The sequence below is a fragment of the Sphingobacterium paludis genome, assembly GCF_004364125.1.
Lineage (GTDB): Bacteria > Bacteroidota > Bacteroidia > Sphingobacteriales > Sphingobacteriaceae > Sphingobacterium > Sphingobacterium paludis.
In genome coordinates, this window is sequence record NZ_SNZV01000006.1 from 47,863 (window position 1) to 68,666 (window position 20,804).

Below are 20,804 nucleotides of genomic sequence, written 5' to 3' on the forward strand. Positions count from 1 at the left end.
AATTTACTACCTGCCTCCGCATCACACGACTTACTTTTGTTAAAAAAAGACGAAGATGATCATAGAAAGCGAACTAGAGCTAAGCATGCTGACACAAGCAGGAATGATTGTGGCGCAAACCTTACACCATATGCTGGAGCAAGTACGCCCCGGAATGAGCACCAAAGAATTGGATGATCTTGGCGGGGCCTATTTGGCGGATAGAGGAGCCCGATCAGCACCCCGACTTACGTATAACTTCCCCGGAAACACCTGTATTAGTGTGAATAATGTGGTTGCACACGGCATTCCTTCTCACGATATTATCCTGCAAGAAGGTGACGTAATCAATATCGATGTATCGGCAGAATGGAATGGCTTTTGGGCCGACAATGGTGCTTCTATGCTGGTGGGCGAAGACAAGCATCATCACCAAAAATTAGTCGATTGCTCCGTCCAGTCCCTGCAGGGACTAATCAGCCGCATGCGCGCTGGCATGCGTATTAATGAGGTGGGTGCCTATCTGGAAAAGCGTGCAAAATCTGCGGGTTATTATGTCATCAAAAATTTGGGCGGTCATGGTTTGGGTAAAGCGCTGCATGAGGAACCTACAGATATCTTAAACTATCGAGACGCAGCGGACAAACGCCGCTTCCGTAAAGGATCTGTGGTGGCTATCGAAACATTCTTTAACACCCGTTCCACATTAGCTATAGAGCAAGCTGACGGGTTTACGATGTTGGGCAATAAGGGCGGCGTCGCGGTACAACATGAGGTGACGCTGGTACTGACCGATAAAGCGCCGATCGTTATTACGCCCATGTTGTACATCAATCAGAGTTGACATCGGCTCAGCAACCCTTTGATCGAAGACCTTCTTCTTCCATTTGTTTTGTACCCCAATCATTGAGATGACCGATGAATGGAATCAATTCCATCCCGGTTTTGGTTAGGGAATACTCCACTCGAGGTGGGACTTCGTGGTACACTTCACGATGTATAAGATTATCAGCTTCCAGCTCCCGCAACGTTTGCGTAAGCATCTTGGTGGTAACATCATGTAAAGTACGCTTTAACGCTCCGTATCGTAACACACCAAAGTTTGATAAATACCAAAGTATTCTGCCTTTATACTTCCCTCCTATTCTTCGAAAAGCATAATCAACGGCGCAAATAGCCCTGTCTTCTAAATTAATCGATTTTTTTTTCATTTATAATAGACTGACAATCAACATTAGTTTCTTATTAGTACGTAAGATACTAAAAAGTACATACTTGACCAACAAGACTATGGTCGATAAATTTGAAAAAAAATAGGTAATGAATAGGAGAAACGTTATAAAATCTGGTCTTGCAGTGGCAGGAGCCATAATATCAAGCCGTTTAATCGGCTCGTCTAGAAAAGCACCAAAACAAATGCAAACCGGCATGCGATCTCTACGGCTAGATATTGGCACATTAGAAACTTACATCATATCCGACGGTTTTGTGGAGTTGGAACACATACATCCCGTGTTTGCGCCAGATGAAAACCCCGTATTAGTAAAACAGGAATTGGAAAAATTGCACTTGAAAGATCAGCCTGGCCAAGCAAGCATCAATATACTGCTTATACGCAGCAACGGCAAGTTGATATTACTCGACACGGGTAGCGGTATCTATTTGGGTCCTAATTCAGGAAAACTGCTAGAAGGTTTGGAATCATTAGGCATTGAACCAGTAGACATTACAGATATTATTATTTCGCATGCCCATCTGGATCATATCGGCGGCATATTAGATGGAAATGGAAACCTAGTTTTTCCATCCGCAGCCTATCATATTGCAGCGAAAGAGCATGAATTCTGGATGGCGAAAGAGCCAAGCTTTTCGAGAAGCAAAGGCCAGAGTGACCAAAGTTTCAGCATTTCATTAGCTAAAAAAATCTTTACTAAAATAGCGAGCAAGCTGCATCTTTTTCAATATGGAGATACACTATTTGGTTGTATGAAAACCGAACTTGCGGAAGGGCATACGCCCGGACATACCATCTTTACCATTTACGCAGGAAACAAAGCCATTAAACATATTGTGGATACCTTCCATACGCCATTGCTAATAGCGCAACCGGGCTGGGGAACACAATGGGATACGGACTTTTATAAAGCCGTTGAAACGAGAGAATTGATTATTAAACGTGCCATCGAACAAAACACAGTCATCATGTCTTGCCACCTCCCCTGGCCTGGCTTAGGCTACATCGACCGAGTGGATAATCAAGCCTACTGGACCATTTACCCCTATTTTGAACCAAACAGAATAATTATTTAACACAGCCCGAGCATGAACGATCTGCGCGTAAAGCAGTCTCGTCCATGCTGGGTCTTGCATACTTTGCTGCACTATCCTTTACTCTACTCCCCCGCCCAGCGCACGATATAAATCAGTCATGGCCTGCAATTTCTCACGATGTATGGCTATTGCATCGAGCTCATTTTGCAGCGCATTGCTTTGCGCCGTGATCACCTCCAGATAGTTGGCCATACCATTTTGATACAACAGCAGCGCATCCGCCGACGCTTTACGAAGTGCGGCCGTTTTTTCCCCTACCAGAAGCAAGCGTTCGTCGCTGTGCGCTACGACAGCAAGGGCATCAGACACTTCCGCCATCGCCGTCATGACGGATTGCTTAAACTGCACCGCCGCCTTTTCCTGCTCCAGCTTCGCAATCTCGTGTGCTGTTTTCAACGCTCCTTTCTGGAAGAGCGGCTGGGTGAGGTTTGCGCCAATATTCTTCACAAGCGAACCTGGCAAATCAAACCAGCTATTAAATTGGAAGGAATTTGCGCCTATAGACGGCGAAATGCTGATTGTCGGATACATAGCTGCCTGTGCCAAGCCCGTGCGCGCATTCGCAGCAACGACGGCAAACTCGGCGGCCTTAACATCGGGCCGACGACTTAATAATGCCGCTGGAACGCCCGACGAAAAGAGCGATACTGGCAACGCTTCTCTTAACGAGCCGGTTCTCGCCACCCGATCCGGATAGTCGCCGCACAGAATGCTCAGTGCATTCTCCTGCACCGCAATCTGTTGTTTTGCCAAAGGCAATAACAATTCCGCCGTCTTCTTTTGGGCAATTGCTTGGTCAACAGCTAAAGAGTTGACCTGCCCAGAGTTATACTGCAGCTCGATCATTTGCAACGTGATGGTACTCATTTCTATATTTCGGCTGGCCACCTCCACTTGTTCGTCCAAAGCCAAAAGGTTATAATAAGCTTGCGCTACTTGCGCAACGATCCGCGTTTTTAATGCGGCAACATTCTCCTGTTGCGCAAAGTACTGCGCCAAGGCTTCTTCCTGCTGCTTTTTGGCCTTTCCCCAGATATCCGCCTCCCACTGCAGCTGCAAAGTTGCGCTGTAATCATCTAGGAAGTTACTACCCAAGAATTGCTCGCCCAAGGAGCCGTTCAAGGAATTGGTAGAAAACCAGTTTCGGGATGCACCAACTTGTAAATTTAATGTCGGCAGCAGCTCACGCTTCGCGCGCTGATAGGTTAAATCTACCTGCTGCATGCTGAGCAATGCCACAGCCAGATCATTGTTCTTTTGCAAGGCTCGATCGATGAGGCCGATCAACAATGGATCTTTAAAGAACGTTTTCCAGCGTAAAACAACGGTATCTGCTGTTAGCGAGCGAACGGAATCCCGATATTGGTCGGGCATATCCAAAGCTGGTCTGCTGTATCGTTGGCCCACATTGCACGAGGCAAACAAGCTCAACAGACCTATCAACAATCCTATTCTATGTAATCTTGAATTATGCATATACACTATCCATTTAAGCTATCGACTTTATTTTTTCGTCCTATTTTCTCCTGCAGATACTGGAAAAACATAAAGAGTAACGGAATAACAAACACCCCCAGCACAACGCCCGTGAGCATGCCCATCGCAGCCCCCGTGCTGATCGACTTGTTTCCGGAGGCAGCGCCACCTGTTGCTAACATCAACGGAATCATGCCGGCGATAAAAGCTAGGGAAGTCATAATGATGGGTCTCAAACGCGCCTTCGCCCCTTCCAGAGCAGCATCCCTAATCGATAAACCTGCTCGACGTCGCTGCGCGGCAAACTCAATGATCAAGATGGCATTCTTCGCCAACAAACCGATCAACATAATTAAACCTACCTGCACGTAGATATTATTATCCAAACCGATGGCCTTGATCCCCAAAAATGCGCCGATAACACCCGTGGGAATGGATAATAAGACCGCTAGCGGTAATAAGTAGCTCTCGTACTGCGCAGACAAGAGGAAGTAAACAAAAAGCAAACTAAGTGTCAATATAAAAACCGTTTGGTTGCCCGAGGATTTTTCTTCCAAACTCAAACCCGTCCATTCATAACTGTAATCACTCGGTAATTTGCTCAATACATTTTGCTCTAAACCATCCATGATCGCTCCATTACTTGTACCGGGATTAGCCACCACGTTGATCGTTAGTGAATTGTAGAGATTATACCGACTGACAGATTCGGGCCCGTATACCTTACGTAGCGTGACGAGCGACTTAACCGGTACCATCTGTGCCTGATCATTGCGCACAAAAATCTCGTTGAATGCCTCTTGATCCATTCGGAAAACACCATCTGCCTTGACATTGATGCGATAAAACTTACCAAAGCGTGAAAAATTCAACGACTGGTCGCCCGAAAAATAGGTTTGGATCGCACCGAGCATGGAGCTCACATCAACGCCCATTTGTGCGGCCTTATCTTCATCGACCTCCAGCTCCAGCTGCGGAAAATCTGCTCGAAACATGGTATATGCGTACTGCACACCCGGCATCTGCATAATCTGTCCGATGACATTATCGGCCATTGCTTTTAGCGAAGCAGGATCTTTCCCCATCCGATCCTGCAGTACCAACTCAGCACCTGACGTCACGCCGTAGCCATCTACTGGCGGCATCCGGAAAGCCATAGCCGTACCCTCTTTGATTGCACCAAACTTCTCCGAAATTATGCCGTTGATCACTTCGATATCGTTCACTTCGCCGCGCGCTTTTGGCTCTTTCAATTTGACGAAGCCAAGGGCATAGGCCGGCCCGGCACTGTTGTTTAAGATATTGAATCCTGTAATCCCGGAGTTACTTTCGACGGCTTCCATATCTGTCAGCAAGCTATCGATTCGATTGGCAACGGCCGTGGTGCGATCCAAGGCCGTTCCAGGGGGCATACTTAAGCTGTACACAATAAAATTATCGTCTTCCATCGGCACAAAGCTGCGGGAGGTGCTGTTCATCAGATAACCGGCAGCCAGAATCGTAATCAGAATCAATACCGTAGCAAGCCATTTTTTCGCTGCCAAAAAACGAACGCCGCCAACATATCGGTTTGTCAGGTTTTCAAAACTGGCATTGAACGCCTTAAAAAAGCGCTTCCCAAATCCCTGACGCTTCGTATGTTCCTGTCTATCGTCGGCATGATCATTTTTAAGCAACAAGGCACACAACGCTGGTGTTAAGGTCAGAGCATTAACCGCGGAAATAATAATCGCGATCGCCAAGGTGTACGCAAACTGCTTGTAAAAAAGTCCGGAGGAGCCTGTCATAAATCCGATAGGGATAAACACAGCAGCCATCACCATGGTAATCGAAATAACAGCTCCTGTGATTTCGCTCATCGCTTGATGGGTAGCATCTCGACCAGACAGTTTACTGCCTTCCATCTTACTGTGTACGGCTTCGACGACGACAATAGCATCATCCACCACAATACCAATGGCCAACACCAGCGCGAAAAGCGTGAGGATATTGATGGTGAAACCGAAAACCAACAAAAAGAAAAACGTTCCCACGATAGCGACAGGCACAGCAATAGCTGGAATAATGGTCGAACGGAAATCTTGAAGGAACAAGAAAACCACAATAAACACCAAAATAAACGCTTCGATCAAGGTTGATTTGACCTGTCCCGTAGCCTCATCAAGACGATCTTTGGTACTCATAACACTGCTGTATTGAATACCCGGAGGAAAAGTGCGTGACGCACGGAGAATCTCCTCGCGAACACCGACTTCAATTGCATTCGCATTGGAACCGGATGTTTGCAAGATGGCTACCGTGACCGCGTTTTTTCCATTCATGGAATTATCGCCGCTGTAACTGATGGATCCAAATTCTACGCGGGCAACATCTTTCAGGCGTACGAGATCTGCCCCATTTCGCTTGACGACGATGTTTTCATATTCTTCCGGCAGATTTTTCTTCCCTTTATAACGGATTACATATTCGAGCGCCGCTTTCGACTCTTCGCCCAGCTTTCCGGGTGCGGATTCTAAACTCTGGCTGGCGATGGCTGCCGTCACATCTTGCGGGATCAGGCTGTAATTGGCCATCCGTTCTGGGTTTAGCCAGACGCGCATGGAATAATCTTTCATACCGAAAACCTGCGCTTGCCCCACACCGGGTACACGCTTGATCTGCGGAATCAAGTTGATGTTCACGTAGTTTTGCAGAAATAGTTCGTCGTACTTCGCATTATCTTCGGTATACACATTGAAGATCATGATCATACTATTCTGTTGCTTAGAAGTCGTCAAGCCCATACGCACTACCTCTTGCGGCAAGATCGGGGTCGCCTGCTGTACGCGGTTTTGCACATTGACCGCAGCCTGATCCGGATCTACACCCTGTTTAAAAACAATACGCACCGAAAAAGTACCATCATTACTCGCCGTAGAAGTAATGTATTGCATATTTTCCACCCCGTTGATCTGCTCTTCCAAGGGTGTCACCACCGAGCGGATCACGGCTTCACTATTTCCGCCTGGATAGCTACCACTGACCATAACCGTTGGCGGCGCAATATCCGGGAAGCGGGTTATCGGAAGACTGATCATCCCGATAATACCCAATATGACGATCACAACGGAAATGACGGTCGCGAAAACCGGTCTATCTATAATTTTCTTTAACATCTCTTATCTTTTTATCACCTCGCCAAGCTGGCTGCTATTTCGCTGCTACTTTTTCTCCACCGGTAGGCTTCACATCCATTCCCTCTGCCAGAACGTCAATCCGATTTAAGGCGACCTTTTCACCAGCTTGCAATCCAGATTTGAGGATATAGGTATTACCGGTATGCCCGGCAATTTCAATGGGCTTCATGGCCACCTTATTGCGATCCGCCAAGGCAAAGACAAAATATTTATTCTGTATATCTTTGACGCTGGCCATCGGAATCGTCAATACCTGTTTTAGGTTTTTGCGGATGACAATCTTGCCTGATCCGCCTGAGCGTAAAATCCTGTCAGGATTGGCAAAAACAGCTTTAAGGGGCACACTTCCCGTAGCCCGATCCACATTGCCACTGGCTGATTCAATACGCCCTTTTTGTTCGTAAACCGCGCCTGTAGCCATAATGAGCTCGACCGTATTCATGCCTTCATCTTGCTTTTGATCTTGCATGAATGCAATGTAATCGGCCTCGCTCAGCGAGAAGTAAACGTATACCTGATTAATTTCGGAAAGCGATGTCAGCGGCGTCATATCCGTCGGGGTGATGAGGTTTCCCACGCGATTCGGAATACGACCGATGTAACCGCTAACGGGTGCTTTAATCAATGTGAAGCCTGCATTGATGCGGGAAGAGCCTAGGCCCGCTTTTGCCTGCGCAACCTGCGCCTTAGCTGCAGCATAACTGGCTTCCGCCGTTTGCAACTGCAGTTCGGTGACGACCTTGCCGGTGACTAATGGTTTTATCTTTTGCAGTTCAATACGGGCGCTTTCTTCCGCGGCCTCTGCGGCCTGCACGAGAGCTTGACTGTTTTCAACCTGCTCATAATAAACATCATCTTTGATCTTGAACAGGGTTTGTCCTTGTTGAACGTAGTCGCCCTCTTTCACATAGATCTTTTCCAGATAGCCCGACACCTGCGCTTTCACATCGACGTTTACCATGCCTTCAATCGTTCCTGGATATCGTTTTTCTACGGCCGCATCCGCCGGATGCACGTCCATAAAATCAACATCTACTGCTGGCGCCTCAAAGCTTTCTTGTTGATTGCCCGCACAAGAAAATAATAATAATGAGGCAATCAGCATAGATGCTGTTAAGCCCTTCCCTATGAATAAAAATCGCTTTGTCATGTCTACCGAATTAATTTTGTCGACACAAAGCAACGAAAACGAAGAAATGGAAAGTTGAATAATCTGACCGAACCGTTGTTTTTGGGAGCCGAATCGAAGCGTGTTGTCGGCTGGCATGCATCGAGCGAAAAAAGAGGGGAGCCGCCTATCTAAGCGCTTATAAATAGAACGATTGTGTGATTAGAAGCGGCTTAAAGCAGTATGATCTTTTTGGAGCGATAGAAATAGCAGCTTCCTTTCGCGTCACATTGCTCTTGTATACACGCGCCGCTGCTTAGTGGACTGCGGTTTTGGAAAAGGCATTAATCACGACGACACCAGCAATGATTAAGAGCATACCTAAAATGGCGGGAAAATCTAAACTTTGCTTGAAAACCACGACAGATACGGCAGCCGTCAGCACAATGCCCAAACCTGCCCAAATCGCATAGGCTACACCAAGCGGGATCGTTTTTAGTGCCTGCGATAGAAAGAAGAAACAGCTGATATACGCTGCAGCCATTATAAGGGTTGGTATGGGTTTAGAGAAACCTTTTGAGGCCTGTAAGAAACTCGAGCCGGTTACTTCGAGAACGATGGCTAATGCCAAATAGATATACTTCATGAAAAAAATTAAAAGTCTAGCCAATTCTTTAGCAGCATCGCCTTATCACGACTAACAACGATCTCCACATCTGGGTTCTTCTTGATAGCTAACTTCAGCTTGCCGTTGAAATAGTTGTGCACACGCACTATGGCATCGATATGTACGATAAATTGACGATTAGCCCGAAAAAACAGTTTTGGATCAAGCTGCTGCTCCAGCTCCTCCATAGTCTGCGGAATCACCTGCTCCTGCCCATCAAGCAATTTGGCATGCGTAATCTTTAGTTCCGAATAGAAAAACACTACATCTTCCAGCATAACCGTTTTATAGCCATCTCGAAAAGGCAACAAGAAACGCTTTCGATATTCTTTCGGCTTGAATAGTTCCATAACACTACCGAGTGATACGTTTTGCATGACGGAGAACTGGTTTTGTTCAACCTTTGTCAATGCGGCTTTGAGTTCATCGGATTCTATAGGTTTTAGTAAATAGTCAATGCCATTGTGCTTAAAAGCACGTAGAGCATACTCATCATACGCCGTCGTAAAGATGACAGGCGCAGCGATATTTACTTTTTCAAATATCTCGAAACTTAGCCCGTCTGAAAGACGCACATCCATCAGCACGACATCGGGATGTGGATGTGCGGAAAACCATTTCACACTTTCTGCAATGCAATCCAACACGGCGACAACCTCGGCGTTGGGATAAAGCAGCTTTAACAAGCGCTTAAGGCGATCTGCATTAGGCTTTTCATCTTCGATAATTACAATGTTCGCTATCATCGTTGTAGGAGAGGAATAATAACTTTAAACAAACTGTCTTCTTGCAGGACCTGTAAATCACGCACAGATAACAAGTTAAACCGCTGTTTGATATTTTCGATACCAATACCAGATGAATCCGATCGTTTCTTGATCGGGAGACGCGTGTTCTCGACTACTAAGGTATCTGGATTAGTGGTGTAGATGCGTACCAGAAGCGGATCTTTTTTGTTGGTTTTGTTGTGCTTCAACGCATTTTCAACAAGCAGTTGCAGGGTGAGCGGCGGCGTATACAGAGAAAGGGATTGCGGATCTACATCGATGTCAAACTGTACACCTTCGCCAAATCTATTTTCGATAAGAAAGATGTATGAGTTTAGGAAACGCAGCTCGTCCTCCAACGGAATGACATCGCGCTTCGAATTGACAAGCATATACCGGTATATCTTCGAAAAGTTTTCCGCATATTCATAACCAAGCTGTTGGTCCTCCAAAATGAGCTCAGCAAGCACGCTGAGATTATTAAACACAAAATGTGGGTCGATCTGCAGCCTTAAAGATTGAAGCTCAGCTTGGGTAGCTAGCTGGTTTAATTCCGAAGCGCGTACGGCGGCATTTTTCCAGTTTTGAATCAGATAATTCCCGGTATTAACCGCCATGATCATAAAAGCAATCATCACGCTTACGACCATCCACTGCAACATACCGCGGGTTTCCTCTATCGATACATCACGCCAAATACCCCAACAAGCAGTATCCATGAAAAGTAGAACAATAAAGTCTGCTATAAAATTTATCAGCAACACGCTGAAAAATATAAGTAACGACTCAAATAAAAATCGCCTTGCCGGACTGTCCGTCCAGGGAATACGCTTGTTTAGCCGCGCGCTGATAAAAATACTGGTTTCGGAGTAAGCGAAGCACAGGGTAAACGAAAACAATATATCAGCAATAGTGGAGCGTCGCGTAAAATAACCGTCCCAGTAAGAAGAAAACGGGTCAATGATGTAAGTAACAAGGTAAAGCAATACTAACGCGGAGAACACAAGTAAAATGCGCTTTCGGCTATTGCTTAAAAAACTATCCCTCATACTATTTAATCCCATATGCTATCATCATCTTGCTTATGTATTATACCGTACAAAGGTACGCGAAGGTTGGATTTTTCACATTATTTTCCGTCCTAACTGTATTTTTCTTTAGCTGAATTGTAAAAACCACCTCCTGAACCTATTGCCTTAGCGTTGTATGGCATACACCTAGACGGTAGGCCCGTCTAAGGTGATCGACCGCTCCCAGAGGATCAATTTATCAAAAAATGGAAAAGATCTAATTTTCTTTTATAGATCTTGGCAATGCCGGCGCATCGCAACGACCGTCGTTTGCCGTATAGCGAGCATCGGCAAACGCCGTCACCGCGATGCGGCACGAATACGTGATCTGCATGGAACGCTATGGGATCCAAAACGCTAGACGTTTTTCAAAGCTTCGCCAATCGTTTGCAACTCGGCGGCAGATAAATCGATCTGCATCGCTTTGGCATTGGCAACGGCTTGCTCACTGTTTCGCGCACCGGCCAAAACAACCGTAATGCCTGGTTGTAGTGTTGTCCAACGTAACACAATTTGCGCTAAGCTTGCGCTTTTATCGGTAGCCAGCGGATGGAGTGAATCCAGAAAGCCCGACACATCTTTTCCGTCGAATTTTTTGAAATATTGCTGTCTATGATCACCTTCGTTGAGTGATGTTTCGCCTCGGTACTTACCCGTAAGCAACCCACGCTCCATAGGACTATAAGCAATAATGCCCAAATCGTTTTCCAATGCATAGGGCACCAACTCCTGCTCAATAGCACGATTGAGCATACTGTAAGGCACTTGATTACTCGAAATATTCAGGGTATGCTTTGCTTCTTTCACTTGGTCAACAGTATAATTACACACCCCCGCAGCGCGAATTTTACCTTGCTGCAGTAGCATGTCCATTGCCTCCATCGTTTCGCTGATCGGCGTAGTGGTATCTGGCCAGTGGAGCTGCAACAGATCGATGTAGTCTGTCCCCAAACGTTTCAAGCTGTCTTCCACCTCTTTGATCACGCTGTCTTTTGCGGCATATCGGTACACATCAATCTCCTTTCCACTGTTGTCTTTGGTATGCATAGCAAAGTCACCCTTTGGCGATGCAAGATCCCATCGCATGCCGAACTTGGTTAACAACTGTACTTTTTCTCGGGGAATACCTTTTATCGCTTCACCCACAATCTCTTCACTGGTTCCCTGCCCGTATATAGGCGCCGTATCAATCGATGTTACGCCCTCGTCGAAAGAGGCACGAATAGCCTGCACCGCATCATTTCTGTCTGTACTGCCCCACATCCAGCCGCCAGCCGCCCAGGCACCAAAAGTTATTGCTGATAGTTGTAAATCGCTATTACCTAATTTCCTGTATTCCATCGTGTCGTTATTTCGTTATTTTACCTGTATTAAAAGCACAAAAGTTTAAGCAATTTTCATTCCCATTTGCGCGGGGAGTATAGAGCACTTATGCTGAGATGAAGCAAACCCGTGATGGAGCAACGGCTTTCCTATTTAAGAAACAATGTATATCTTGCCAAGCGAAATATCGATATCGCAAAGTAAGCGTGGATGACCTACCGATTCCACTAGCAAACTGTAGCAACTACGTATGAACGAAGCCCCACTTATCCGCCCCTACCATCCGCATGACAAGGTTGCTTTGCTCGACCTGCTCACGTTACTAGTCCCCACCTACTTTGCCGAAGAGGAGATAGCTGATTTCAAAGACTATCTGGATCAGAAGATCGAACTATACTTTGTTGCCGAGCGGCAGGGCAAAATTTTGGCTGCCGGAGGCATCAATTTTGAAAGCGATAAAGGCCTTGGTAAATTAAGCTGGGATTTTGTGCACCCTGATGAGCAGGGCAAGGGGGTAGGTAAAAAACTCCTCACCTACCGCATCGATCTTTTAAAGGGAATGTCCGACATGCGTTCGATCAGCGTGCGAACCTCGCAATTGGCTTATCTTTTTTACCAAAAACACGGTTTCGAACTTGTGGAGATCCAAAAAGACTATTGGGCTCCGGGATTGGACTTGTATGCGATGGTTTATCGAGAGGTTTTCGATAAAACTGCTAAATAATCGTTGCATTACAGCGATGCATTTTAAGCAACTGATACATATCTTTGCAGCAACAAAACAGTTGACATGGAAGCATTAGTTTACCGGGATGCCTTGCATTCGGATTTGGAACAGATCGTAGCAATTTACAATAGCACGATAGCATCCCGATTGGTAACGGCAGACACCGAAGAAGTAAGTCGCGAAAGCCGCATCGCTTGGTTCGAAGAGCACAACGCAGACCGACGACCACTTTGGATGGTGGAAAATCAGGCGGGAGAAACCATCGGATGGGTAAGCTTTCAATCATTTTACGGCCGCCCTGCCTATAATGGTACGGTAGAAATTAGCATCTACCTGTCCCCTGAAAAACGTGGATCGGGCTATGGTAAGAAGATTTTGCAGGATGCTATAGAACGTGCTCCTAACCTGGGCATCAAGACGTTGCTCGCATTTATTTTTGCGCACAACATACCCAGCTTGCACTTATTTTATAAGCTTGGATTTACCGATTGGGGGGATTTCCCACGCATCGCGGAAATGGATGGACAGGAATATGGATTAAAGATCTTAGGAAAACGCTTGGCACCCTAAATCAACTGTCTTTAACCAAACGAATGCCGGCATACTGCCAGCGTGTAGACGCATGGAAGAAGTTTCGATACGTAGAGCGGCTGTGTTCTTTCGATGTTACGTCAGAAGCTCCGCGAAGGACCATTTGGTTCACCATAAATTTGCCATTGTATTCGCCGATCGCCCCCTCCTCTTTTCTAAAATTTGGATAAGGCAAATAGGCACTATTGGTCCATTCCCATCGGCGACCCCAATCCAATGACGCTGCAGCGACTTCCCATTCCTGTTCCGTCGGCAAACGCATCTTCTTCCATGACGCATAAGCTGATGCTTCGTAGAAGCTGACATGGTTCACTGGATCTTCGAGGTTTAATTTACGCAGGCCATTCAATGTGTATTGCATCCATTCCCCATCTATCTGATACCAATACAAGGGGGCCTGAACGTTGTTTTCATTCACCCATTGCCAGCCATCAGCATGCCAAAAGGAGAAATCTTGATATCCGCCATCCGCGATAAACTGCAAGTAATCAGCATTGCTGACGAGCTGTGTCGAAATTTCAAATGCTTCCAGCCACACCTGATGCCGTCCTTTTTCGTTGTCATACGCAAACCCAACACCATCGTGGCCTATGCTGTGCAGCCCCTCACTAAACGTAATAAAGGCGTTATGGATTGGCGAAAAAGGCTGTGGCTCCCGATAACCTAAATCATATGGTGGAAAAAGTGGGTTGTGCCCTAAAATATACTTGATGTCCGTAAACAGGAGCTCCTGATGTTGTTGTTCGTGGTTCAGTCCTAAAATCACGATTTTGTGCAGTCGCTCATCCTGTTCGATTGTTTCCATTCGCTCAAGAATTGCCTCATCGACATGTTGGCGGTATTCATATACGTCGGCAACGGCAGGTCTGCTCAGATTACCACGATCGGTACGCACCACCCGAGCGCCAACTGATTCATAATAGCTATTAAACACGAAATTGTATTGCGGATCAAAAGCCGTATAACCATCTTTTCCAAGCAAAAGAAAGGTTTCGAAAAACCAAGCCGTGTGCCCGAGATGCCATTTCGGTGGACTCACAAACTCTATTGGCTGAACCACATAATCCTCCTTCAACAGTGGAGCACAGATTTCTTCCGTTCTACTTCTTACCGTTTTAAACAGCTCTATAAGGTCATTCATAACATCATTCGTTTTCAGAAATTTACTGGGCTTCCCAGAGCACATCCACAAACCACCCACGTTTATCGGCAAAGGAATCGATTGGCAAGAAGCCGGTTTCGGTCGCCATTTCATCTATTTCAGCCTGCAGGTATTTTTGGGAAACCTCCATATGAATTAACTCCCCTTTTCCGAAATGAATTTCGTCCTCCGGAAAGACAACACGATGCTCCAATAAACTGACCAGATAGCTAGAGCATGTGCCCGATATCGGATCGTAATGGCAATAATGTTCGAAAAGTTCTTCGTTGAAATTAGCGTCCAACTCGCGGTTCATACGGGTAAGGAGGTTGGTATTGAATTGCCAAGTTAACCCCGCCTCATCGTCATAGGCAGCCTGGATAATGCGTGGGTTCTTAACCAAATCGAAACCCACCAAAACTTTATCGCCTTTATTCAAGAAGCTTCGCATACGGCTACAGAATTGCGTTGCATCGACCTTAGACATGTTCCCAATATTAGCGCCTAGAAACAGCACAACTTTAGGCAGGTCTGTCTGCTGCTGTATAGCAGCAAGGCCTTCGAAATAGTCACCATGATAGCTTTTTACCTGTAGCCTTGGCAGCTTTTCCTTCAAATCTTCTTCCAGATGATTTAAAATATGTGATGAAATATCAATAGGATGATAGGTCACATAGTTGGAGGAGGAGGTTAAAAACTGTAGCAAATGGAATGTTTTGCTGCCGTCACCTGCGCCAAGCTCGACAATGTTTATCGGCTCTTTTAGCGCGAAACATGCGGCAACATCCGCGGTTTGCTCGCGCAAGATCTCTTCCTCACAGCGAGTCAAATAATATTCCGGACAACGCATGATTTTCTGGAACAGCACGTCCCCTTGCGCATCATAGAAATATTTTGACGGCAGACATTTTTCACTTCGGCGTAGCCCCCACATCACATCATCATAAAAACTACGATTCACCTCGGATGTGAGGGAATCGTTTCGTTTACTTAACATATACATAGCGTTCCCCTTTTATTAAAACATCGGCGGTGTGAGATTGTTTTTCATGCGACAGGATGCAGCTGCTTTTAATCGCTGTTTTTTTTCAAGGAGTCAGCTTTTTCCAGCGAGTCCTGCTTCAGCGTATCTGTCGTGCCATATAATGGCTCATCCGTCGAGTTGAGATTATAGCGTGACTTATCCATTTCACTCACCGGGCCCGGCGTGCTTTCGTCTGTATCGGTAGCCTTTTTTTCATCATTGCCCCCGCAAGAGAACATAAAGAAGGGTAATACGGCCAAACCTGTTAAGAACATTTTTTTCATAACGTTTGTGTTTAGTGCAGAACTGGGAGCACAAAGTTCCCCTGCCCCATAAAGACGCACAAGTACACAACAAGTTGGCCAGCATGTAGCAAAACAAGTATAAATACAACGCATACAAGTAATTCTTCAAGCTGATATGGACGGGTCGAAACTGTCTGCTATGCGATTCAAGATGTAAATCTATGGCTTCACATGCTTCTACCCTGCGTTGAAAGATGGATAATAATACTTAAAAAGCGGCCATGGGGTGAACGAATATTTTTGTTTACTGTTATTTTATGTGCAACAGCGCCATTAACGGGCGCCGTAATAGATTAGAGCTACATCGCTATGGAAGAACCAGAAATAGATCAAAAAGCAACGGAAGCATTCTTTAAAGAGGCGTTGCAAAAACTTCATGAAAGCCAACTGCCCTACATGCTGGGAGGAGCTTTTGCTATGTTTCATTACACCGGGATATTCCGAGATACGAAAGATCTCGACATATTCTGCAAAAGCACGGAGTACGTGCAGATATTGAAATTTTTCGCCGAGCAAGGTTATCGGGTTGAAAACACCGATGTGCGATGGCTAGCAAAGGTGTTTAAGGATGATTTCTATATTGATATTATTTTTGACAGCGTCAATCACATCTGTACGGTCGATGACTCGTGGTATGAGCGCGCCGCACATGGGCATTTTCTGGATATTCCCGTTCGCTACATTCCGGCAGAGGAACTGATATGGTGCAAGCTCTATGTGCAAAACAGGGAACGCAACGACAATGCAGACATCAACCATACCGTGTTGAAGTACGGGAAACAATTGGATTGGGATCATCTTCTCTTTAGAATTGATGCACATTGGCATTTATTGTTAAGCCAATTGCTATCCTTTCAATTCGTTTATCCTTCTGAGTATACGGAAATCATACCACAAAAACTATTTATGGACCTTTTGCAGCGGGCCAAGGAACAGTACGATCTTCCACCGCCAGTAGAAAAGGTCTGTAGGGGGCCACTCATCGATCAAACGCAGTATCAGGTCGATGTACGCGAGTGGAACTATAAATCATATACTATAAAAACAGTTTAACTATGTCAACAAGAGAACCTATCAAAATCGCCGCAGTGGGCGATCTTCATATTAAAAGCAATGATAAGGGCGCTTGGAAAGCTTGCTTTGAAGAAATTTCAAACATGGCCGATGTCCTATTGATCTGTGGAGACCTGACAGATACCGGCGACGAAGGAGAAGCGGAGATCTTAGCGGAAGAATTGCATGCCCTCCATATTCCTGCCGTAGGCGTATTAGGCAATCACGATTATGAGAAGGGTCGGCAAAAGCTAATCCGACAAACATTGACCTCCAGCAATTTCCAGCTGCTGGATGGCGAATCGGTGGTCATCAAAGATACAGGGTTTGCTGGCGTGAAGGGCTTTGGTGGAGGCTTTGACCGTTATATGCTATCCATGTTTGGCGAAGATGCGATGAAAGCATTCGTTCAGGAATCTGTAAATGAATCCATGCAGCTTGACAGGGCTTTGGCTAGACTGGAGCAGGAATATCCAGAAATACCGAAAGTAGCTATCTTACACTATTCGCCTACCGCAGAGACGGTGCAGGGCGAGCCGGTAGAGATTTTTCCATTCTTAGGCTCTTCCCTATTGGCAGAACCCCTAGTGAGAAGGCAGGTATCCGCCGTGTTTCACGGCCATGCGCATGCCGGTCAGTTGATTGGATCGCTTAAAGATAGCTTGGCCGTTTACAACGTTGCACTGCCCGTTTTAAGGAAACATCAACAAGAAAAAGATTTTTTCATCGTTGAACTATAATCCAGCACGCTCTATAGAAAGAAACCGGTAGGTAAACTGAGGAAGAAATAATGTGTACTCCAGATTTCTTCCTTAGTTAGCCTTTTTTCCGATATGTTTTTCACCTTCCTACCCGTTTTATCGCCCAGATATTGGATTTTTTCGCTATTTAATTTTGATTCGTATTTTTTTCGCATACACCTTATTGATTTTCAACAACAAAATTATAAGAAAAATAAATTCACAGAATTACCCTATGTCAAGAAACAGCTACTTTCCTCGAATTCCCAAGGTAAAAATTATCTAACGCCGTTAGAAGGCAGAATTGACCAGCTGTTTTTCAAATAAAAAGCCGATCGTGTCATCTTTTTATACCCTCTCCATTCAAAATATTGGCGTTGGCGACTGTAGTTCGCTAGTCGTTTTATATATTTACGGTGGAAAACCCGATGAGAAACAGCTCCATGAAATACAGCATTCAATTAGTCATTTGTATCATTTTTTGTACCCTTTGTTTATCCACCCAAGCGCAGTTGATGAAAGCGAAAGAGCTTTTTAGCAAGGCAGATTCGTTGCGCGGCATGCTTACCCCCCTTCGCACGTGTTATGATATTCAATATTATCACTTAGACGTGAAGGTAGATATTGAAAACCGCTATATATCCGGCAGCAATCTCTTTAAATTTGTGGCCGTCGATAATTTCGACAGACTACAGTTCGATTTATTTGAAAATCTATCCGTAGACAGCATAACGTTTCATGGTAACAAGCTACCTTTTGAACGATCTTACCATGCCGTGTTTGTGGATTTCCCTAGCACCATCGAGAAGGGAAAAATAGACTCATTTACCGTGTATTACGCTGGCCATCCGGTAGCGGCCACACGAGCCCCTTGGGATGGCGGCTTTGACTGGAAAACAGATAGCCAAGGCAAACCATGGGTGGCTACCGCTTGCCAAGGGTTAGGGGCAAGTGTATGGTGGCCAAATAAAGACCACCAATCTGATGAAGTGGACAGCATGTTGGTATCCGTATCGGTTCCCAATGGTTTAATGAACATTTCGAATGGACGATTGCAAAAGGTTGAGCAATTAACGAATGGCTACACACGCTACGATTGGAAGGTGCGGAATCCAATCAATAACTATAATATTGCGCTCAATATTGGCGACTACACCCACGTAAGCGAACTATATGCCGGAGAAAAGGGACCACTTACAATCGATTACTATGTGCTGAAAGAAAATGTAGCGAAGATACCGCACTTGAAAAAGAATGCAAAGCAAACACTGGATGCTTTTGAGCATTGGTTTGGCCCCTACCCCTTTTATGAGGATGGCTATAAGCTCGTGGAAACAGCACATCTAGGGATGGAACATCAAAGCGCCGTGGCTTACGGCAACAAGTTTCAGAATGGCTATCTCGGCAGAGATGCGTCAGGGACGGGCTGGGGGTTAAAATGGGATTTTATCGTCGTCCATGAAACGGGCCATGAATGGTTTGGGAATAATATCACGTCTCAAGATCTTGCCGACATGTGGATCCACGAAAGCTTTACCAACTATTCCGAGGCCCTGTTTATCGACTACCATTACGGCAAAGAAGCTAGCCTCGCCTACGTGCATGGTAACCGGCAAGGCGTTTTAAACGATAAACCTTTGCAAGGACCATATCATGTAAACAAAGAAGGCTCTGGCGATATGTACGCGAAGGGAGGCGTTTTGATGAACATGATCCGGAGAATAATAGACGATGATGAGCAATGGCGACGTATCCTACGCGGATTGAACGAGACATTTTACCATAAAACCGTCAATTACCACGATATTGTCAACTATCTCCATCAAGCAAGTGGTATAGATTTCGGTACCGTTTTCGAGCAGTACGTTCAGCGTAAAAGCCTACCGGTGTTGGAAATTCGAAAAACGGCAGATGAACAGCTGCAATGCCGATGGATTACGGAAACCCCTAATTTTAAAATGCCCATGCATATCGGTGTAGCGGGAACACCGCAAAAAAAATTCGAGGTGACATCGCAATTCCAAACTTTGCCCTTGAAGATTAGCAACTTAAACGACCTTCGTATAGACACATTTAACTATTATATTGGTGTTCTAATGCAATAATTTAAGTGATCATACGTTGTAAAACTTTAGTAGTTTTTTATCAACAAAACATTTATCGCGTGCACGACTTTTTCCTAGCTAACAGATGGGTAAAACCATTTTTTTTTTTTAGGTTTGCATTAAATTTGAAAATAAGACAAGACATATTCAATGGGGTTATTTAACTGGTTTACGCAAGAAGTTGCTATCGATTTGGGAACTGCCAACACCCTCATCATACATAATGATAAAGTAGTTGTGGACGAACCTTCCATTGTTGCTTTTGATCGGACGACGAACAAAGTTATTGCGATCGGACGCCAAGCGATGCAGATGGAAGGTAAGACACACGATAATATAAAAACTGTAAGACCTCTTCGTGATGGAGTAATAGCCGACTTTACCGCTGCAGAGCACTTAATCCGTGGCATGGTAAAATTAGTGAATAACGGGAAATCATGGTTTTTCCCATCTCTCCGTATGGTGGTATGTATACCTTCCGGCATTACGGAGGTGGAAAAACGTGCGGTTCGGGATTCTGCAGAGATAGCAGGCGCAAAAGAAGTATACCTCATCCACGAACCTATGGCCGCTGCCGTTGGTATCGGTATCGATGTGGAAGAACCTGTCGGCAACATGATTATTGACATCGGCGGGGGAACTACGGAAATTGCCGTTATCGCATTATCGGGCATTGTTTGTGATCAATCCATTCGCGTGGCAGGAGATAATTTTGACTCCGATATTGTACAATATATACGCCGCCAACACAACATCATGATTGGAGAACGCACGGCAGAAAAAATTAAAATAGAAGTCGGTGCAGCACTTCCTGAACTTCAGGATCCGCCAGCAGACTTCGCTGTCCAGGGACGTGACTTAATGACGGGCATACCGAAGCAGATAACCGTGTCTTACACCGAGATAGCGCATTGTTTAGACAAATCGATTTCTAAAATTGAAGAAGCTATTTTGAAAGCATTGGAGATTACGCCGCCCGAGCTATCAGCAGATATTTATCAAACAGGAATTTATTTAACAGGCGGGGGGGCACTCCTTCGCGGACTAGACAAACGTGTTCAGGCGAAAACCAAGCTTCCTGTGCACGTAGCGGAAGATCCGCTTCGCGCCGTGGTACGCGGAACAGGCATCGCCTTGAAAAATATCGGAAGATTTAAATTTTTGATGCAGTAGTGCACATTAATTTTGTAAGGAATATGCGCGATACAGAAAACAAACAAT

The 20,804-nt window shown here is 45.4% G+C and carries 19 protein-coding genes; 8 read left to right on the plus strand and 11 right to left on the minus strand.

Features of this window, described 5'->3' with window-relative positions; translation table 11 throughout:
• The first annotated feature begins 55 nt into the window (after positions 1-55).
• Positions 56-823 carry a type I methionyl aminopeptidase gene (gene map / locus B0I21_RS12565; protein WP_133640835.1) on the plus strand — a complete coding sequence of 256 codons (768 nt, stop codon included), beginning with the start codon at positions 56-58 and terminating at the stop codon, positions 821-823.
• A gap of 7 nt (positions 824-830) precedes the next feature.
• Here the strand turns inward: map and B0I21_RS12570 are convergent, their stop codons facing one another.
• Positions 831-1,190: a winged helix-turn-helix transcriptional regulator gene (locus B0I21_RS12570; protein WP_133640836.1), complete on the minus strand. Its 360-nt coding sequence runs from the start codon at positions 1,188-1,190 to the stop codon at positions 831-833.
• Positions 1,191-1,299: 109 nt separating this feature from the next.
• Here B0I21_RS12570 and B0I21_RS12575 point away from each other — a divergent pair, with 109 nt between their 5' ends.
• A complete protein-coding gene (locus B0I21_RS12575) occupies positions 1,300-2,289 on the plus strand; it encodes an MBL fold metallo-hydrolase (protein WP_133640837.1) in 990 nt (329 codons plus the stop codon).
• 78 nt (positions 2,290-2,367) lie between these two features.
• On the opposite strand, the gene B0I21_RS12580 is transcribed toward B0I21_RS12575, so the two are convergent.
• The 7 genes from B0I21_RS12580 to B0I21_RS12610 form a co-directional block, all read right to left on the minus strand.
• Positions 2,368-3,786, minus strand: coding sequence for an efflux transporter outer membrane subunit (locus B0I21_RS12580; RefSeq protein WP_133640838.1), 1,419 nt, complete (start codon positions 3,784-3,786; stop codon positions 2,368-2,370).
• Between the two features lie 5 nt (positions 3,787-3,791).
• Positions 3,792-6,941 carry an efflux RND transporter permease subunit gene (locus B0I21_RS12585; RefSeq protein WP_133640839.1) on the minus strand — a complete coding sequence of 1,050 codons (3,150 nt, stop codon included), beginning with the start codon at positions 6,939-6,941 and terminating at the stop codon, positions 3,792-3,794.
• 34 nt (positions 6,942-6,975) lie between these two features.
• Entirely contained in the window at positions 6,976-8,112 is a 1,137-nt protein-coding gene (locus B0I21_RS12590; RefSeq protein ID WP_133640840.1) for an efflux RND transporter periplasmic adaptor subunit, read from the minus strand.
• A 274-nt stretch (positions 8,113-8,386) separates the two neighbouring features.
• The gene (locus tag B0I21_RS12595; RefSeq protein ID WP_133640841.1) at positions 8,387-8,716 is read right to left on the minus strand and encodes a DMT family transporter; all 330 of its coding nucleotides are present in this window, start codon (positions 8,714-8,716) and stop codon (positions 8,387-8,389) included.
• Positions 8,717-8,724: 8 nt separating this feature from the next.
• A complete protein-coding gene (locus B0I21_RS12600) occupies positions 8,725-9,483 on the minus strand; it encodes a LytR/AlgR family response regulator transcription factor (RefSeq protein ID WP_133640842.1) in 759 nt (252 codons plus the stop codon).
• Positions 9,480-10,568 (minus strand): sensor histidine kinase, encoded by a 1,089-nt coding sequence (locus B0I21_RS12605; protein WP_133640843.1) that lies wholly within the window; start codon positions 10,566-10,568, stop codon positions 9,480-9,482. The genes B0I21_RS12600 and B0I21_RS12605 overlap by 4 nt, the downstream gene beginning before the upstream one ends.
• Before the next feature lie 363 nt (positions 10,569-10,931).
• Positions 10,932-11,915 carry an aldo/keto reductase gene (locus tag B0I21_RS12610; RefSeq protein ID WP_133640844.1) on the minus strand — a complete coding sequence of 328 codons (984 nt, stop codon included), beginning with the start codon at positions 11,913-11,915 and terminating at the stop codon, positions 10,932-10,934.
• A gap of 232 nt (positions 11,916-12,147) precedes the next feature.
• Between B0I21_RS12610 and B0I21_RS12615 the strand changes: the two genes are divergently transcribed.
• Entirely contained in the window at positions 12,148-12,621 is a 474-nt protein-coding gene (locus B0I21_RS12615) for a GNAT family N-acetyltransferase (protein ID WP_133640845.1), read from the plus strand.
• 66 nt (positions 12,622-12,687) lie between these two features.
• Positions 12,688-13,194 carry a GNAT family N-acetyltransferase gene (locus tag B0I21_RS12620; protein WP_133640846.1) on the plus strand — a complete coding sequence of 169 codons (507 nt, stop codon included), beginning with the start codon at positions 12,688-12,690 and terminating at the stop codon, positions 13,192-13,194.
• Position 13,195: 1 nt separating this feature from the next.
• Here the strand turns inward: B0I21_RS12620 and egtB are convergent, their stop codons facing one another.
• The 3 genes from egtB to B0I21_RS12635 form a co-directional block, all read right to left on the minus strand.
• On the minus strand, positions 13,196-14,356 hold the full coding sequence (egtB, locus tag B0I21_RS12625; RefSeq protein WP_133640847.1) for an ergothioneine biosynthesis protein EgtB: 1,161 nt from the start codon (positions 14,354-14,356) through the stop codon (positions 13,196-13,198).
• Between the two features lie 22 nt (positions 14,357-14,378).
• Positions 14,379-15,353 carry an L-histidine N(alpha)-methyltransferase gene (locus B0I21_RS12630; RefSeq protein WP_133640848.1) on the minus strand — a complete coding sequence of 325 codons (975 nt, stop codon included), beginning with the start codon at positions 15,351-15,353 and terminating at the stop codon, positions 14,379-14,381.
• A 74-nt stretch (positions 15,354-15,427) separates the two neighbouring features.
• Positions 15,428-15,664, minus strand: coding sequence for a hypothetical protein (locus B0I21_RS12635; protein ID WP_133640849.1), 237 nt, complete (start codon positions 15,662-15,664; stop codon positions 15,428-15,430).
• A 330-nt stretch (positions 15,665-15,994) separates the two neighbouring features.
• On the opposite strand from B0I21_RS12635, the gene B0I21_RS12640 reads away from it, so the two are divergent.
• From B0I21_RS12640 to B0I21_RS12655, 4 genes are all read left to right on the plus strand, one after another.
• Positions 15,995-16,738, plus strand: a complete 744-nt coding sequence (locus B0I21_RS12640) for a nucleotidyltransferase (RefSeq protein WP_133640850.1) — start codon at positions 15,995-15,997, stop codon at positions 16,736-16,738.
• Between the two features lie 2 nt (positions 16,739-16,740).
• The gene (locus B0I21_RS12645; RefSeq protein ID WP_133640851.1) at positions 16,741-17,478 is read left to right on the plus strand and encodes a metallophosphoesterase family protein; all 738 of its coding nucleotides are present in this window, start codon (positions 16,741-16,743) and stop codon (positions 17,476-17,478) included.
• 515 nt (positions 17,479-17,993) lie between these two features.
• Positions 17,994-19,583, plus strand: coding sequence for a M1 family metallopeptidase (locus tag B0I21_RS12650; RefSeq protein WP_243836116.1), 1,590 nt, complete (start codon positions 17,994-17,996; stop codon positions 19,581-19,583).
• Between the two features lie 150 nt (positions 19,584-19,733).
• Positions 19,734-20,756, plus strand: a complete 1,023-nt coding sequence (locus tag B0I21_RS12655; protein WP_133640853.1) for a rod shape-determining protein — start codon at positions 19,734-19,736, stop codon at positions 20,754-20,756.
• Positions 20,757-20,804: the final 48 nt, after the last annotated feature.

Excerpts from the sequence above, each read along its gene's own strand:
- B0I21_RS12620 (WP_133640846.1), top strand. The coding sequence starts at position 12,688 with ATGGAAGCATTAGTTTACCGGGATGCCTTGCATTCGGATTTGGAACAG.
- B0I21_RS12645 (WP_133640851.1), top strand. The coding sequence starts at position 16,741 with ATGTCAACAAGAGAACCTATCAAAATCGCCGCAGTGGGCGATCTTCAT.
- B0I21_RS12600 (WP_133640842.1), bottom strand. The coding sequence starts at position 9,483 with ATGATAGCGAACATTGTAATTATCGAAGATGAAAAGCCTAATGCAGAT.
- B0I21_RS12595 (WP_133640841.1), bottom strand. The coding sequence starts at position 8,716 with ATGAAGTATATCTATTTGGCATTAGCCATCGTTCTCGAAGTAACCGGC.
- B0I21_RS12580 (WP_133640838.1), bottom strand. The coding sequence starts at position 3,786 with ATGCATAATTCAAGATTACATAGAATAGGATTGTTGATAGGTCTGTTG.
- B0I21_RS12615 (WP_133640845.1), top strand. The coding sequence starts at position 12,148 with ATGAACGAAGCCCCACTTATCCGCCCCTACCATCCGCATGACAAGGTT.
- egtB (WP_133640847.1), bottom strand. The coding sequence starts at position 14,356 with ATGAATGACCTTATAGAGCTGTTTAAAACGGTAAGAAGTAGAACGGAA.
- B0I21_RS12610 (WP_133640844.1), bottom strand. The coding sequence starts at position 11,915 with ATGGAATACAGGAAATTAGGTAATAGCGATTTACAACTATCAGCAATA.
- B0I21_RS12575 (WP_133640837.1), top strand. The coding sequence starts at position 1,300 with ATGAATAGGAGAAACGTTATAAAATCTGGTCTTGCAGTGGCAGGAGCC.
- B0I21_RS12570 (WP_133640836.1), bottom strand. The coding sequence starts at position 1,190 with ATGAAAAAAAAATCGATTAATTTAGAAGACAGGGCTATTTGCGCCGTT.
- B0I21_RS12655 (WP_133640853.1), top strand. The coding sequence starts at position 19,734 with ATGGGGTTATTTAACTGGTTTACGCAAGAAGTTGCTATCGATTTGGGA.
- B0I21_RS12605 (WP_133640843.1), bottom strand. The coding sequence starts at position 10,568 with ATGGGATTAAATAGTATGAGGGATAGTTTTTTAAGCAATAGCCGAAAG.
- B0I21_RS12635 (WP_133640849.1), bottom strand. The coding sequence starts at position 15,664 with ATGAAAAAAATGTTCTTAACAGGTTTGGCCGTATTACCCTTCTTTATG.
- map (WP_133640835.1), top strand. The coding sequence starts at position 56 with ATGATCATAGAAAGCGAACTAGAGCTAAGCATGCTGACACAAGCAGGA.
- B0I21_RS12630 (WP_133640848.1), bottom strand. The coding sequence starts at position 15,353 with ATGTTAAGTAAACGAAACGATTCCCTCACATCCGAGGTGAATCGTAGT.
- B0I21_RS12585 (WP_133640839.1), bottom strand. The coding sequence starts at position 6,941 with ATGTTAAAGAAAATTATAGATAGACCGGTTTTCGCGACCGTCATTTCC.
- B0I21_RS12640 (WP_133640850.1), top strand. The coding sequence starts at position 15,995 with ATGGAAGAACCAGAAATAGATCAAAAAGCAACGGAAGCATTCTTTAAA.
- B0I21_RS12650 (WP_243836116.1), top strand. The coding sequence starts at position 17,994 with ATGAAAGCGAAAGAGCTTTTTAGCAAGGCAGATTCGTTGCGCGGCATG.
- B0I21_RS12590 (WP_133640840.1), bottom strand. The coding sequence starts at position 8,112 with ATGACAAAGCGATTTTTATTCATAGGGAAGGGCTTAACAGCATCTATG.